Raw genomic sequence first — 14,912 nt, 5'->3', positions numbered from 1 at the left:
TGTTCGACGCTAAAGCATTAAGTCTGTTTATGCTCTGGTTGCAGCGGTGGCTTTACTGCCAGCCCTTGCTGCATCTTAAGCCAAAAGCTTTGCTGACATAGATTGCTAAAGGATTTTTGCTGCGACGAAATCGCAATATGAGCTGTTACAACCCGATAGCTGAGCCAATAATCTTCACAAACCATGTCTGACTCATAAGCTTGTTTATCTTGCTCGCTTAGCTTGCTAATCACAACCCCGTTATCGAAGTGATAAAGCGTTATGGACTCACAAATCTCCACATTATCATCGTGATAGGTTTGCTGCTCGTTTGATTGGCTTACCACGTAGACAGGGCTTGGATAGCCTTCAATAGCAAGGATATAGCTGGCGAGTTGTTGCATTATTTCCCCAAGTGACTCAATGCTTGAAGTGTTAAAAACAAAAAGCACAGCTGCGCTATCGCTAACTGTGCTCTTTCAAACATGCATGATAAGTTAGCCCGCTGCGTTGAGCTTTTTTTCTAACTCATTGACTTGAGCTTGTAGGGCTTCTAATTTTTCGCGGGTTTTCAGTAGTACATGTTGCTGCACATCAAATTCTTCACGGGAAACCATATCCAACTTGAGCAATTGATTTTGCAGTACTTGCTTACTGCGCTCTTCAAATTCACCGGCAAATTGCTTTAGACCGCTGGGCAAACTTTCGCTCAATTGTTTCGCCATTTCTTCGATTTTCTTTGGATTGATCATAATCTTGTCCGCCTCTTTACTGAATAGCTCAATTGTAACTCAGTACGTTAGCTTTCAAAAGTAAAGCAGACGCGTGAACACTTTAGTTGGCTGTTGTTGGGGTTTATATCACGGAGAGGCTTATCTACAGAGTTGAGTTCTGCTCAACCTAAGCGGGGATTTGTTAGCCTTAAAACTGTCGATTCTGCTATGATCCCATCCCTTTCTGTCGACTTGTTTGGATATTGCGCAAAGATGAAACTCAATCCCGCCCAAAACGATGCTGTTCATTATGTTTCAGGCCCTTGCCTAGTATTGGCGGGTGCGGGTAGTGGTAAAACGCGCGTAATTATCAATAAAATCGCTTACTTGGTCGAAAAGTGTGGCTATAAGGCGCGTAATATCGCGGCGGTGACCTTTACCAATAAGGCTGCCCGCGAGATGAAAGAGCGGGTCGCTCAGTCGATGGGCCGCAAGGAAGCCAGAGGTCTGTGGATTTCAACCTTCCACACTTTAGGGCTTGAGATCATTAAACGCGAGCATAAGGTCTTAGGCTTAAAGCCAGGCTTTTCGCTGTTTGATGATCAAGATACCTTGGCACTGCTCAAAGAGTTAACCCAAGACGAGTTGGATGAAGATAAAGATTTACTCAAAGCGCTTGCCAGTACGATTTCAAACTGGAAGGGTGGCTTAGTTATTCCCGAGCATGCACGCAAAATCGCTAAAGATGAGCAACAGCACTTATTTGCCATGTTGTATCAGCGTTATGCTCAACATATGAAAGCCTATAACGCTTTAGATTTTGACGATTTAATCCTGATGCCAACCCTATTGTTGCGGCACCATGAAGAAGTGCGGACGCGCTGGCAAACCAAGATCCAATATTTGCTGGTGGACGAATATCAAGATACGAATACCAGCCAATATGAAATGGTAAAGCTGTTAGTGGGTGATCGGGCACGCTTTACTGTGGTGGGGGACGACGATCAGTCTATCTATTCATGGCGCGGTGCTAAGCCACAAAACCTCGTGTTATTGGGTAAAGATTTTCCGCAGCTTAAGCTGATTAAACTGGAGCAGAACTACCGTTCTAGCCAGCGGATCCTACGGGCTGCTAACATTCTTATCGCTAATAATCCCCATGTTTACGATAAAGCCCTGTTTAGCGAGCTTGCCTATGGTGAGCCGTTGCGGGTGCTGTTTGCCGCCAATGAGGAGCAAGAGGCTGAACGTGTTGTTGCCGAAATTGTGCGGCACAAGTTTGTCGGCCGTACTCAGTTTGGCGACTATGCGATTCTGTATCGGGGCAACCATCAATCACGGTTACTCGAACGCGCACTGATGACGAATCGTATTCCTTATAAATTGAGTGGCGGTACATCATTTTTCGCCCGTGCTGAAATTAAAGACATCATGGGGTATTTGAAGTTAGTGGTGAATCCCGACGACGATAACGCTTTCCTGCGTATCGTTAATTTACCTAAACGTGGCATAGGGCCATCGACCTTAGAGCGTCTAGGTAATTTTGCCAACGAGAAGCATATTTCTATGTTTGCGGCGATTTTTGAGCCTGAACTGAATCATCATTTACCGCCTGCGGCTATGTCATCTTTATATCAATTTGGTCGTTTTATTGTGGAGACTGGGGATCATGCTGAACGTGGTGAACCCGTCGAGGCGGTGAAGCATTTGATCCGTAAGATCAATTATGAAGATTACTTATACGAAACCAGCACCAGTGCCAAGGCCGCTGAAATGCGGATGAAAAATATCTCAGAGCTTTACCGTTGGGTGACTGAGATGCTCGCGGGTGATGAGTTAGATGAAGCTATGACTCTACCAGAGGTGGTGACTCGATTGACGCTCAGGGACATGATGGAGCGCAATAGTGAGGATGAAGGTGGCGATCAGGTGCAGTTGATGACCTTGCATGCTTCTAAGGGCTTAGAGTTTCCCTTCGTGTTTATGGTTGGAGTAGAAGAGCGTATTTTGCCCCATCAAACCAGCATAGACGAAGATAACGTCGATGAGGAGCGTCGGTTGGCGTATGTGGGTATCACTCGAGCTCAACGAGAGCTTTGGTTCACCCTCTGCCGCGAAAGGCGCCAATTTGGTGAAACCATGCGTTGTGAGCCAAGCCGTTTCTTACTTGAGTTACCTCAAGATGATGTGGTGTGGGAAAATCGTAAGCCACAACAAACGGAACAGGAGCGGATGCAAACGGGGCGGGCAAATATTTCTAGCTTAAGAGATATGTTTAAAAAATAGCGAGTGGTTTCGCTTACTATTCTTTTAAATCAGCTACTTATTTTTTACTAGGCATATTCGAGCTGAGCACATATCTGTGGTTGGGTTTCACATAAGGTAAAAGTGTCGGCTAAAGCAGCCCCTGGCCCAGCTGATAACCCAGTTCACTGAAGATACGTTTTTGTTCAGGGTTATCAATGCCATCGACAAAGGTTTGAAGCTCTAAGGTTGATGCCGTTTTTTGATAGGCTGACATTAACTTAAGCTGTTGCTCGCCTTGTATTTGTTTGGTGAGGTTGGCATCGAGTTTTAAGCCTTTTATCGGCAGAAACAATAAGCTATTTAATGCACTATAGCCGCTACCGTACTGGCTGATACCGAGTTTTACCCCGAGCTTCTGCAACAATTCAAAGCCATTGATATGATTTTCAGTTTCCTGCACTAGGGCTTTTTCATTGAAGAATAACCACAAATGGCTCAGGTTTAACTGGGTTTGCTTGAGAGTGTTTTTCAAACTGCGCAGTACATGCTTATGCTTGAGATGTTGGCTCGAAAGCATGACATGTAATTCAACAGATTCATCATATTGCTTGAGGAGTTGGGGATAGCTGCTATCTATGATGTTGATCGTATATTTATCGAGCTCAACGGTAAGGTGTGACTGTTCAGCAAGCGTGCTAAGTTGTTCCTGCTGTAAGAGCCCACGCTGCGGATGTTGCCAGAACAGGCGGCTTTCTAATGCATGCACTTGACCTGTTTTAAAATTGACTACTGGTAAGTAACTAAGCTGGATTTCAGCATGGTGTAATGCATGTCTAAATTCAGTTTCTAACTCGACATCCTGCATGGCCTGATGTTGGGCGTTATCATCAAAAATAACATAGCAGCCTTTACCATTGGCTTTCGCCTGATACATGGCAGTATCTGCATTACGTAACATAGATTCACTGGTATCAATTCTGTGCTTGCCACTGATGGTGATACCGATACTGGCTCCAGAACTAAATTCCATTGTGCCAAGTCGATAGGGCTGGGATATTTTTTGGATCACTCTTTCTGATATATCTTTCGCGTCGTTGATGTTGTTAATGCTATCGAGCAGTATCACAAACTCATCGCCACCGAGTCGCGCTAAGGTGTCATTATCACGAATGCAGGACTTGAGGCGGCTTGCCGTCTCAATTAAGAATTTATCGCCCTCTAGGTGTCCCATAGTGTCGTTAATCTGTTTGAAGCGGTCGAGGTCGATAAACAGCAGGGCAAACTGTTCTAAGCTATGGCGACGAACATGTTTGATCGCTTGAGATAGACGCTCCATAAACATAGCGCGATTAGGCAGGCCTGTAAGTGCATCATGTTTGGCATCGTGAACTAGCTTGGCTTCCATACTACGGCGTTGTTGAATTTCCTTCTCAAGACTTTTATTCAGTTCGGCTAACGCTTTGGTACGATCAATAACCTTTTCTTCTAGCTCTTCATAACTGCGTTGTAAGGACTCTGCGGACAGCTTTTTCTCGATAGCCGAGCCTATATGTTGTGATACAAATGTCAGTAATTCTAAGTCTTTAACTTGGTAATTCTGTGTCATGCTAAAACTGTAAATCGTTAACGCACCACGAACTTGATCATGGATAAAAAGCGGGATTCCGATCCACTGATGCATGGTTTGAGTATGATTTAACGCTGGCGCTTGGGAATACAGCTCACCAGAGGCAATTAATGCATTGATACTGCTTTGATCTAGCAATAGTGGGCGCTTATGTTTGAGCACATATTCGGTTAAGCCGTCTTGTAGCGGCCGAGTGCCAGGGTGCTTATTGGCTAATTGCGATACATAAAAAGGAAACGTGAGGTGGGTTTCTGTGTCATCCAAAAGCGCGATATAGCAATTGTTGGCGGGAATGAGGTGTCGAATAACATTATGCAATTGGGCATAAAAGTCTGGGTTGTCTGCACTGGAACTTGCTAGCTCGGCGATTTCGAACAGTGATTTTTGTAAGCGTTCAGCTCTACGCCGTTCATAGACTTCTAGTTTTAACTTATCGTAGGCTTGGCTGAGTTCTTTTGTCCTTTGCTGGATAGCTTGTTCTAATTGTTCTTGATGTTTTAGCCGTTCCATTACCCCAGCAATATGGTGACAAATGAACGTCATTAACTCGAGTTCGATTTCACCATAACTGATGTTTGTGTCATAGGTTTGCACCACTAACACACCCGTTACTATGTCATCTTGTTTGATGGGCACGCCCAGCCACAGATGACAGGGAGAACCTAAATTAACAATTTCTCCAGCGGCAATCAGTTCATTGACTGTGTCATTGTTACACAACAAAGCTTTCCCAGTTCTGAGTACGTAGCCTGTTAATCCTTGCTGTAATAATGTAGATAGTGATTGTTCAGGATAAAGCTCCGCTGGATGGGCATCTTTCTCATCAGCGAAAAAGGGGATGGCGAGTTCACCTGTGTGAGTATCCAGGGTTGAAATAAAAAAATTATCAGCGGGAATGAGCTGTTTTAGATGGCTATGTACGCCGACATAGAATTCTTCGAGTGAAGAAGCATGAGTCGCAATATTGGATATTTCGAGTAATGCGTTTTGAATGATCTCAGCATGCTTATATTTATGCGCTAATTGTTTTAAGCGAATAATTTTTTTGCGTAAGCGTTCAATTTCACTCACACGCGGCTGGCCAGTTTCATCTTCATCCTTAAACATGATACTCACTAGTTAAATATATGTTTGCTTTTACCAAAGTCTATAATTAGCATGAAATACTGTAACATCCAAGTCATATTTTGGCTGCATTCCGCTTTAAAAGTCAGCTAATGTGATAAAACTTGAGCAGTCAGTAAAAAAAGTGCAAAACAGCTATAGACTCAAAGGGGATTTGACCCTAGTATATGCGGCGCTAACCAAGGTGAGCGCCCATAGCTCAGCTGGATAGAGCGCACCCCTCCGGAGGGTGAGGCCGAAGGTTCGAATCCTTTTGGGCGCACCACTTCCGAATAGAATTGTGAGCTTTAAGGTTAGCAAAGTAAGTGAAAATCAGTGGTGATTGTAGCTCAGTTGGTAGAGTCCCGGATTGTGATTCCGGTTGTCGTGGGTTCGAGCCCCATCAGTCACCCCATTCATTTACTTTGATATAAAGATTTTTATTCTCGGTGATTAGCGCAGTCCGGTAGCGCATCTGGTTTGGGACCAGAGGGTCAGAGGTTCGAATCCTCTATCACCGACCAAATTCTTCGCGTGACTAGCGAGCTTAATTTAAGTTAAGTAAATAGTTAATGTTTTACGGTGATTAGCGCAGTCCGGTAGCGCATCTGGTTTGGGACCAGAGGGTCAGAGGTTCGAATCCTCTATCACCGACCAAATAAGTAGAAAAGCCTCAGTATTCATTAATGAATACACTGAGGCTTTTTTGCATTGGCGAAATGGAACTACTCACTGACATTATCATGTTTGTTGTCGCTTGATAGCGTATCCTCAATGAGTATAGAAGTTGGCCACAGTTCTTATTTACACCTGACAGACTTGCAGAGCAGAACTGTATCGTCATAGTCACTCAACCGTAGAAAAACAAAAAGCTCCTTACGGAGCTTTTTGTTTGCAAACATCACTTCTTAATAATACGGCTTAGTCAAGATTCACTGGCGGGGCGATAAAGCCTTGATAGGCATCTGTTCTAAGCTCGTTAAAACGTTCTAGCTGAGCTTTTTCTTGAATACCCGTCACTATGACTTGAATGTCCAATCCTTTTGCTACGTTGATTAGGGCGCGGCACAATTCGCTGTTGTGGTGTGTCTCATCATAGTAGGCGAAGGATTGATCCAGCTTCACATAGCTAGGTCTTAATTCCTGTAGATAAGACATAGAGCCAAACTGACGACCAAAGTGGTCAATACCAAACTTAGCACCGTTATCGCGAATGATGTTACATAAGTGCTGGCATGACTTAAGATCACTATAAACACCAGCCTCAGGGATTTCGAAGCAGATGCGCTCAATAAATGTGGCATTTCGCAAAAATTGATTTAGCCACTCATGGAACTGAGGATCGTTAATACTTTGGTGTGTTAAGTTAATAGCGAGCGGTTCATAGCTCCGCTCGAGCAGTTTTTGCTCGTAGACAGTTTCAATTAAGCATTTATCGAGTAAGGCACCAAGTGATAATAACTCGATATACGGCATAAATTGCCCTGCATGGGCGAGTTGATCGCCAAGCTCTAATTGGCAATACAATTCCCGTTGCGCTATGCCATCACCATCGCAAAATTGGATGGGTTGCCATCTAAACTTAAACTTCTTATTGCTGATGGCATGGCTGAGGTTATCGCGCCATTGCTCGCGGGTGAATAATTGCTGCTCTGTGGTTTCAAACCAGTGGAAGGTTTTATTTTCTTGTAACGCTTTTTGAAGGGCATTGTCGGCTTGGGCCAAAATATCAGACACATTCATTTGCCCAATACGTTCTGCAATACCGATAGCAAAGTCTTCGTTGGGCTTACAGCCTGCTTTTGACATTTCTTGATTGATGGTACGGATAAGTGTTTGTAAATATTTACTGATCTGATCGTGTTCAACATCGGTCACTAAAAATGCAAATTCATAGGCGGCAATACGCCCTATGACTGAAGGCGTTATTTCGTTTAATTGCTGTTGAAACTTTTCTGCGAGGATCCGTATGGTTTCATCTCGGACTTGATAGCCATATTTACTGTGCACTTCTTCGAGCCAGTCGAGCTTGGCGAGGAATAAAGCGCCGCTGCTAGGTTCACTTAACCAACCATTTAAACGGCTTACTACATATTGGCGGTTAGGCAGGCCTGACGCCGGATCGACAAGATTCTTCTTACGTAACGCGCCAACCTCTTCGTCAAGAGAATGGAACACTTGTTTCAATTGAGCTGACATGCTGTTAAATGCAGTCACTAAGTCTTTTAATTCGGTTGTTTTGGGTAGTGCCATGTCTGGACCAAATTGGCGTGCTGCGATACTTTTCGCGTGTTCAGACAGGGTGTGGAGAGGTTTCAATATCCATGTTAAGCCTACTCTTGCTGTAAAAATAGCAACGAGAAAAAGTAGTGAGAAGGCTATGATGGTATTGGACATGATTCGCCATAGTTCATGATAACCAAAACCAGGATGAGCAGTGATTTCAAGCTGTGCTAGCTGCAGCCAACCCGAGGTGATAGTGCTTTGTTTTTTGATGGTTTTAAACAGATCTAGATTGATAAACCATTGAGGGACATCTTCAATTTTTAAAGGATTATTCCACTCTTGTTGCTTACCATCGACCATCCAAGTCAATTTTACATTTTGATAGTAACCACCTTCAAAAATAACATTCACTAAGGTTTCTGCTGCTGCGGTATCGCCGGCTTCGAGTGCTGGGGTAAGCATTAGACCGAGTGAAGTGCTGGCATTGTTTAGATCGGACTCCATTTGCTTTGTTAAAAAGCTTTGAGTCTCAGTGAATTGCACATAGCCAAGGCTTGCAACTACAAGCAAGAACAGGCTAAAAAGCAGCGAATAAATCTGTCTAAACAGTGTCATTTTTGGTGCTACTCCAGTTTTAATTTTGGTTGCCTAAGACGGTCAACACCTAATCTATGGTTAAGATCGTTCCATTTTTCTAATCGTTTTGAGGACCCTGCCAGTACGCCTCGACCTTGCTCTTTATTGAGCCATAACTGTTTACCGTTAAAGCTATAAACAGGCAGTAGATCTTTTCTTTTTGTGGCGGGTTTTATTTCATGGTCAAGATTATCGAGCACTAAAGGAATTGATGATGGTGTTTCATAGTAAGCCAATACCATATGGTATTGATTAACCGTAGTGGCTTTAACCATAGTGATCCGCATCTTGTCCTCTTGAACACCAAGTTGGAGTAGGGTGAAGTATTTTGCGATCGAAAAGTCTTCGCAATCACCGCCATTCACACCAATAAACTCCATCGGCGTTGCCCAATAATTCGAGTCTCCCCATAATTTACTGTCATCCACAAAACGGAATAAATTAAAAAAGTTATTCACCTTCAATAACTTTTCTTTTTCATCTAGCGTACTCGCTTCCGATAACACTTTGAACCAAGCCCTTGCTCGCATTCCAGCACGTTCGCCGTAATGTTTTTCTAGGGTTGAAGTTATCTTCACTTCATCAAGGTTTTGTGTGGGGGCCGCATATAGGCAACATATGCCTAAGGCTGACGCTATTAGGCTAAAGCGGCAGACTCGCAATAATGAATCTTTATAATCAAGTCTGCCGTTCATAACCTAATGTGTTAGTCCTTTATTTTGAGTTGTCATCGACCGAGTAAATTGTCCATTTCATGTCTGCTGCCGTATCATCACCAGTGACTTCTGCAACAACACGACGGTTACGAATTTCTGCTTCCGGCGTCTGTTCTAAAACAATTGGGCGGCTAGAACCATATCCAATAGCAGTTAATCGACTTCTATCAATACTAAAGCGTTCAGCCAGTACTGCGGTGACAGCATTTGCACGTTCTTGAGATAATACTGTATTTCGTTCATCGGTTCCTGTGCGACTCGTGTGACCTTCGATAGTCACTTTGGTCGTTGGATACTGACGTAGAAAAATAGCCACCTCTTCAATTTGAGGATAGTACTCAGGCGCAATATAAGCAGAGTCATTCGGGAATAAAATATTTATTTCCTTTCGCTCGTTAATCGCTTTTATTTTGCCACAGCCATAGTTATCAATACCTGCCCCTTGGGCGGTGTCGTTGCAGCGTTCACGGGCTTCAATGACACCATCGCTATCTTTATCAGATAGATCATAGGTTTGAGTTGTGACCATTTCGTCAATATTAACCGTATCGCGCATCGAACAACCAGCTAAAAGAGTGACACTTAGAAAAAATGTGAGAGTTTTCATTTGTTAGCTCCTCCTTCATAATTGCGCTCTCCGCGCCATGCATCAGGTCTTGTCACTTTAAGTGAGTCTAATAATCGCCCTGTAGAATTGAGCACGCGATACTTAGCAATAACTTCATCATATTCAGCTTGTAAGTAGTCTTTACGCGCCTCGAAGAGCTCATTTTCGGTATCTAATAAGTCGAGTAGACTGCGTTGGCCTAAGTTGAACTGTTGTGCATAGGCTGTTTGAGTATCCTTTGCGGCCACGACATGATCGCGAATATATTGTTTTTGCGGCGCTAGCATTTCAAATGCGTTCCAAGCTAGGTTTACCCCTTCAACAACCTCTCGTTGGGCACGTTGGCGGATTTCTTTCGCTTCACCTAACTTGTAAGCAGTTTCTTTTTCACGGGCAAGATCTTTACCACCCGCAAATAAGTTGTATCTCACCCTCACCATGGCGACGAGATCGTTACTATGGCCACCCACATCACTGCGGAAAGCACCAGCACCTGATATTCCGTCTTCGCCGCTGATATCGTTATTCCAGTTACCATTCAGTTCTAAAGAAACCTGAGGATAGTAATTGGATTGTACTGAAGAGCGTTCATTTTCTGCGGCACTAATATCGTTTGCTGCAGATTTGAGTATGGGGTGATTCTCTTGCGCAACAATAATGCCAGAGCTAAGATCCTTTGGCAGCATGTCTGCATCTGGCACTGGTAATATTAAGTCTGCCGGTGCCGCCGCTACAATTTTGACGTACTGTGCTTTTGCATCAAGTAAATTGTTGCGAGCAGAAATAACGTTAGCATTAGCACGCGCCAAACGTCCCGAGATTTGGGATAGATCTGCGATTGAGCCTAAACCTGAGTCAGTACGTTGTTTAATCTGGTCATAAATTTCTTTATGGCTGTTAAGGTTTTTCTCGGCTAATTTTAACACTTCATCGGTGCGTAAATAGTTGAGATAGACTTTACTGACATCGAGTGCCATATCTTCAGCAGCAGCAAGCAGTGCCCATTGGTCTGCGCTAGCTTCAAAGCTATAACGATCAACTTCACTGCTGGTGTAGAAACCATCGAAAAGCATTTGTTTTATGCTAACACCAAACTCTCCGGGATTTAATTCAGCCACCCCTTTGCTATCGACTTCGCCGATATTGGGTCGTCTACGTGTCGATACGCTGTCGGTTTGTTCGTAACCGTAGCCACCATTGACATCAATAGTTGGCATATAGCCTGCTATCGCTTGATTAACTTGTTCTTCTCGCGCTTTAAAGCGGTTGAAGGCCACTCGTAAATCTGGGTTTGTATCTAGCGTATGTGCAACGGCTTGTTCTAACGTCTGACTTTGAGCCGATAAAGGTAACAGGATTAATGACAGCACTATGGCTATCTTTGAACATTGAAATTGTCGTATTGCTGAAGTCTTCATGACCAACCTCCCGGTTTATAAAAAAAAGGCTTAGTGCTCTCTGAGCGCTGTGTCCTTAGCCCTTAAAATTGGATTTAAAATGTACTCAAGTATGGATCTTTGCCCCGTGATAACGTCAACTGAAGTTAACATTCCCGGAATAATTGGCATCTGTGTGCCATCGTTTTTGGTTAAACTAGATTCTGCAGTCCTAACTCTGATGAGATAGTAGCTATTGCCTTCTTCATCTTGAGAAGTGTCGGCACTAATATGTTCGACAGTTCCTTTAAGGCCGCCATAGCGGGTAAAATCATAGGCGGTAATTTTTACTACGGCGGGTAATCCTGGATGTAAGAAAGCAATATCTTTAGGCAAGATTTTAGTTTCTATCAGCAGTTGATCTTCCGACGGTACTATCTCGATAATATCGATCCCAGGTTGCACTACACCACCCAGTGTATTGATATGTGTGGTTTTAATGGTGCCATTAACAGGGGAGGTGATAATCGCCTTACTGACTTTATCCTGCGCGCCAACTTGTGCTTCATTCATGCGAGAGAGGCGGGTTTGAGTTTCATTGAGCTGCGCGCGCAGCTCTGCAGCGTAAACAAATACGGCTTCACGGCGTTTTAAGATAGCCTCATCTAATGCCGCTTTTACTTTAGGGCGGAGTAAACGCATTGAATTCAATTCACCTTGCAAGTCGTTTACCGTGCGTTCGAGTTTGAGTAACTCAACTTCAGGAACAATACCTTTTTTGGCTAAAGGTCGAGTGAGTTCAAGCTCGCGGGATATTAGTTGCATGCTCGTCGTTAATGTCGTTGTTTTAGAGGCGAGATCATCAATTTCTTGCTGTCTTTGTTGAATTTGACGTACGAGGATCTCAAGTTGGTTACTTAAGTTATCTAAGCGCCCGTTGTATTCCTCCTGTTGTCTTTTCACTAAGGCGGGTTCTGCAGCAATGATAGCCTCAGGGAATATCAATGCTTCTTTAGTGATAAGCACTTGCTCACGCCAATCAGAGGTCATGTCTGATATTCGAATGCTGTCGAGTTCGGCGCGCATGCGGATAGCATTGGTTTTTAAGCCATAAACCTCTTGCTCTTGTTGAGCAAAGTCGGAGCGAAAGCGGGTATCATCAATACGCACTAAAGGCTGCCCTTTTGTGACTATCTCACCTTCTTGAACGTAGAGTTCTTGCATTATGCCGCCATCTAGACTTTGGATAACTTGAACTTGTGATGAAGGAATCACTTTTCCCGTTCCAGTAGTAACCTTATCTAATTGAGCAAACCCCGCCCACAGTAAAAAACACGCTACCATAGCAGCAAGTGCCCATATGATTAATCTGTGTCCGCTGGGAGCGTCTGTCATCATGGCGCCATAGACATCATCAACCATGTCTAAGTCGTTTGTTGTTAGATGTTTACTCATCTCTTAGCCTCTCCGTTCACTAGGCCAAAATTGAGTTTTTCTAGCACTTCTGCTTTAGGTCCATCGGCAACCACATGGCCGCGTTCAAGTACAATAATGCGGTCGACGAGTTGCAATAAATGCATCTTGTGGGTAATAAGAATTAACGTTCTATCTTTGCTGACATTTTGCATTGAACGAATAAATTGCTGTTCAGCGCGAGCATCTAAACTCGCCGTAGGCTCATCCATCAGTAACACTGGGGGATCATTCAGTGTGGCTCGAGCAAGAGCGACGGTTTGTCTTTGTCCGCGACTGAGTGACATGCCACCTTCGCCGACCTGTTGGTCTAGGCCTTCTGCTTCTAGGTTGGTGAATTGACTCACACCAGAAAGCTGTACCGCGCGGATGAGTTGATGTTCAGTGACTTGACGTGTACCAAATAAAATATTGTCGCGAATAGAACCATGGAATAGGGTGACATCTTGGGGTAAGTAGCCAAAATTACGGCGTAAATCACTTGGATGAATCTGTGCTGAGTCTAAACCGTCGTAGCGCAAGCTTCCTGCCGTGGGTTGAAATAGCCCAACCAGTAGCTTAGCGAGCGTACTTTTACCTGAACCATTTCGACCTATAATGGCAATGCGTTCGCCAGGATTAATCGTCAGCGACATCGGATGCAACACAGGCTTTTCAGAACCGGGATAACTAAAACCGACATGATCAGCATTGATCTTGCCTATGAGTCTTTGTTTACTAACTAAATGTCCTTTATTTTCAAACTCATCTTCTTGAGTCATGATTTCATTCAGTTGGCGTAGTGCACTAGCTGTGTGGTTTGCTCTCGTCATCAGGCCTGCAAGTTGTGCCATAGGTGAAATGGCGCGGCTCGATAGCATGACCGCAGCAATAATTCCGCCCATAGATATCGCATTATCAGCCACACGATAAACGCCCAAAATCACCACGCAGACAACGGTAAATTGCACCGTAAAGTTCGCTACGTTCGATACTGAGTTGGAGAGCTTTTTTGACCTTAATTGCCAGTTTGCACTGTGGCCTATCATCTGTTGCCAGCTTTTTTGCACAATTCCTTCAGCACCATTAGCTTTAATTGACTCTAGCGCTGATAAGCTCTCGATTAAATGCCCATGTTTTAAGCTTGAAAATTTATTGCCTTCTTCGATTGCCGCTTTGAGTTTAGGTTGAATATAAAGCGTGAAGCCAATAATGATTATGCCGCCAATGACTGGAACTATAGCGAGATCACCAGCGACAATAAAAATAATAATTAAGAAAAATATCGCGAAGGGGAGATCGACTAAAGTTGTGATCGTTGCCGAAGTTAAAATTTCACGAATATTATCGAATTCACCTAACTGTTTCGCCATGCCGCCGATACTAGGAGAACGTTTTTCTAGCGGAATACCAATTGCTTTAGCAAATAAGCGTGATGAGACAATAATATCTACTTTTTTTCCTGCAACATCGATGAGGTAACTTCTAAGTTGCCGCATGATAAGATCGAACATATAGGCAATCGCCGCACCAATCGCTAAAACCCAAAGGGATTCAAAGGCGAGGTTTGGGACGACTTTGTCATACACATTCATAATAAATAACGGTGAAACTAAGGCGAATAAATTCACCAATACAGAAGCGATTAATGCATCACGATAAATGGGTGCTGAATCTTTGAGGGTTTGGACTAACCAGTGGGTTTTATTATCGTGTAGATAAACATCAAAGCCCATGTCGCCACGGTATTCTTGTTTGACTAAGAATAAATATCCCACATATAAGGCTTCGAGCGACTCAATTGTCAGTGTTTCTTCACCGCCCGTCTCGGGTAATTGAATAATTGCTTTATCTGATGCAACATCAAGTTCTCGCAATATACAGGCTTTTTTGTCTTTTAATAATAAAATACAGGGGAGCAATATAGGTGATACTTCGTTTAAGCCTTTTCGAGATAGCTTTGCCGCTAGACCCGCTCTTGAAGCCGCCTGAGGCAATAAGTCGGGTGATAACACGGTACCTGACAAGGGTAAACCTGCCGCAAGCGAATCGCTCGAGCACGGATTGCCAAAATGCTCAGTGAGTAACACTAAACAATCCAGCAAAGGATCCACTAACACTCTTTGTGAGGCTGAAATGGTCCATTGATCAATTTTTTCAGAAGCTGCAGCTGACACCTAATTACTTATCCTTTGGATTTTTATATGGTTATGGCAAGTATCGGTCATG

Annotated in this window: 9 protein-coding genes, 4 tRNA genes and 1 pseudogene; 5 read left to right on the top strand and 9 right to left on the bottom strand. The window is 43.7% G+C overall.

What is annotated here, in order from left to right; genetic code table 11:
- Window positions 1-17 precede the first annotated feature (17 nt).
- Both CKQ84_RS05695 and CKQ84_RS05690 read right to left on the bottom strand, forming a co-directional pair.
- Window positions 18-383, bottom strand: coding sequence for a hypothetical protein (locus CKQ84_RS05695; RefSeq protein WP_105250454.1), 366 nt, complete (start codon window positions 381-383; stop codon window positions 18-20).
- A gap of 93 nt (window positions 384-476) precedes the next feature.
- Entirely contained in the window at window positions 477-731 is a 255-nt protein-coding gene (locus tag CKQ84_RS05690; protein WP_006083441.1) for an accessory factor UbiK family protein, read from the bottom strand.
- A 234-nt stretch (window positions 732-965) separates the two neighbouring features.
- Between CKQ84_RS05690 and rep the strand changes: the two genes are divergently transcribed.
- Entirely contained in the window at window positions 966-2,978 is a 2,013-nt protein-coding gene (gene rep, locus CKQ84_RS05685) for a DNA helicase Rep (RefSeq protein WP_105250453.1), read from the top strand.
- A gap of 47 nt (window positions 2,979-3,025) precedes the next feature.
- Here rep and CKQ84_RS05680 read toward each other — a convergent pair.
- Window positions 3,026-5,673: pseudogene (locus tag CKQ84_RS05680) on the bottom strand (diguanylate cyclase).
- Window positions 5,674-5,879: 206 nt separating this feature from the next.
- Here CKQ84_RS05680 and CKQ84_RS05675 point away from each other — a divergent pair.
- The 4 genes from CKQ84_RS05675 to CKQ84_RS05660 all read left to right on the top strand — a co-directional run bounded on the left by CKQ84_RS05675 (window position 5,880) and on the right by CKQ84_RS05660 (window position 6,327).
- Window positions 5,880-5,956, top strand: a tRNA-Arg gene (locus tag CKQ84_RS05675).
- 53 nt (window positions 5,957-6,009) lie between these two features.
- A tRNA-His gene (locus tag CKQ84_RS05670) sits at window positions 6,010-6,085 on the top strand.
- A gap of 32 nt (window positions 6,086-6,117) precedes the next feature.
- Window positions 6,118-6,194: transfer RNA gene (locus CKQ84_RS05665), tRNA-Pro, on the top strand.
- Between the two features lie 56 nt (window positions 6,195-6,250).
- Window positions 6,251-6,327, top strand: a tRNA-Pro gene (locus CKQ84_RS05660).
- A 264-nt stretch (window positions 6,328-6,591) separates the two neighbouring features.
- Here CKQ84_RS05660 and CKQ84_RS05655 read toward each other — a convergent pair.
- Genes CKQ84_RS05655 through CKQ84_RS05630 form a run of 6 tightly spaced genes read right to left on the bottom strand, consistent with a single transcriptional unit; the run spans window position 6,592 to window position 14,860 of the window.
- Complete coding sequence (locus tag CKQ84_RS05655) at window positions 6,592-8,511, bottom strand: EAL domain-containing protein (protein WP_105250451.1); 1,920 nt, start codon at window positions 8,509-8,511, stop codon at window positions 6,592-6,594.
- Between the two features lie 8 nt (window positions 8,512-8,519).
- A complete protein-coding gene (locus CKQ84_RS05650) occupies window positions 8,520-9,227 on the bottom strand; it encodes a transglutaminase-like cysteine peptidase (RefSeq protein ID WP_105250450.1) in 708 nt (235 codons plus the stop codon).
- Between the two features lie 19 nt (window positions 9,228-9,246).
- Window positions 9,247-9,855 carry an OmpA family protein gene (locus CKQ84_RS05645; protein ID WP_105250449.1) on the bottom strand — a complete coding sequence of 203 codons (609 nt, stop codon included), beginning with the start codon at window positions 9,853-9,855 and terminating at the stop codon, window positions 9,247-9,249.
- Window positions 9,852-11,273, bottom strand: a complete 1,422-nt coding sequence (locus CKQ84_RS05640) for a TolC family outer membrane protein (protein ID WP_105250448.1) — start codon at window positions 11,271-11,273, stop codon at window positions 9,852-9,854. The genes CKQ84_RS05645 and CKQ84_RS05640 overlap by 4 nt, the downstream gene beginning before the upstream one ends.
- 30 nt (window positions 11,274-11,303) lie before the next feature.
- Window positions 11,304-12,686: an HlyD family type I secretion periplasmic adaptor subunit gene (locus CKQ84_RS05635; protein WP_105250447.1), complete on the bottom strand. Its 1,383-nt coding sequence runs from the start codon at window positions 12,684-12,686 to the stop codon at window positions 11,304-11,306.
- Window positions 12,683-14,860 (bottom strand): type I secretion system permease/ATPase, encoded by a 2,178-nt coding sequence (locus CKQ84_RS05630; protein WP_105250446.1) that lies wholly within the window; start codon window positions 14,858-14,860, stop codon window positions 12,683-12,685. Before CKQ84_RS05630 ends, CKQ84_RS05635 begins: the two co-directional genes overlap by 4 nt.
- Window positions 14,861-14,912: the final 52 nt, after the last annotated feature.

The organism is Shewanella sp. WE21 (assembly GCF_002966515.1).
Lineage (GTDB): Bacteria > Pseudomonadota > Gammaproteobacteria > Enterobacterales > Shewanellaceae > Shewanella > Shewanella oncorhynchi.
This window is presented reverse-complemented; position numbering and strand designations above follow the sequence as displayed.

Coding starts and splice junctions, on each gene's coding strand:
- CKQ84_RS05655 (WP_105250451.1), bottom strand. CDS start 8,511: ATGACACTGTTTAGACAGATTTATTCGCTGCTTTTTAGCCTGTTCTTG.
- CKQ84_RS05650 (WP_105250450.1), bottom strand. CDS start 9,227: ATGAACGGCAGACTTGATTATAAAGATTCATTATTGCGAGTCTGCCGC.
- CKQ84_RS05695 (WP_105250454.1), bottom strand. CDS start 383: ATGCAACAACTCGCCAGCTATATCCTTGCTATTGAAGGCTATCCAAGC.
- CKQ84_RS05640 (WP_105250448.1), bottom strand. CDS start 11,273: ATGAAGACTTCAGCAATACGACAATTTCAATGTTCAAAGATAGCCATA.
- CKQ84_RS05635 (WP_105250447.1), bottom strand. CDS start 12,686: ATGAGTAAACATCTAACAACAAACGACTTAGACATGGTTGATGATGTC.
- CKQ84_RS05645 (WP_105250449.1), bottom strand. CDS start 9,855: ATGAAAACTCTCACATTTTTTCTAAGTGTCACTCTTTTAGCTGGTTGT.
- CKQ84_RS05690 (WP_006083441.1), bottom strand. CDS start 731: ATGATCAATCCAAAGAAAATCGAAGAAATGGCGAAACAATTGAGCGAA.
- rep (WP_105250453.1), top strand. CDS start 966: ATGAAACTCAATCCCGCCCAAAACGATGCTGTTCATTATGTTTCAGGC.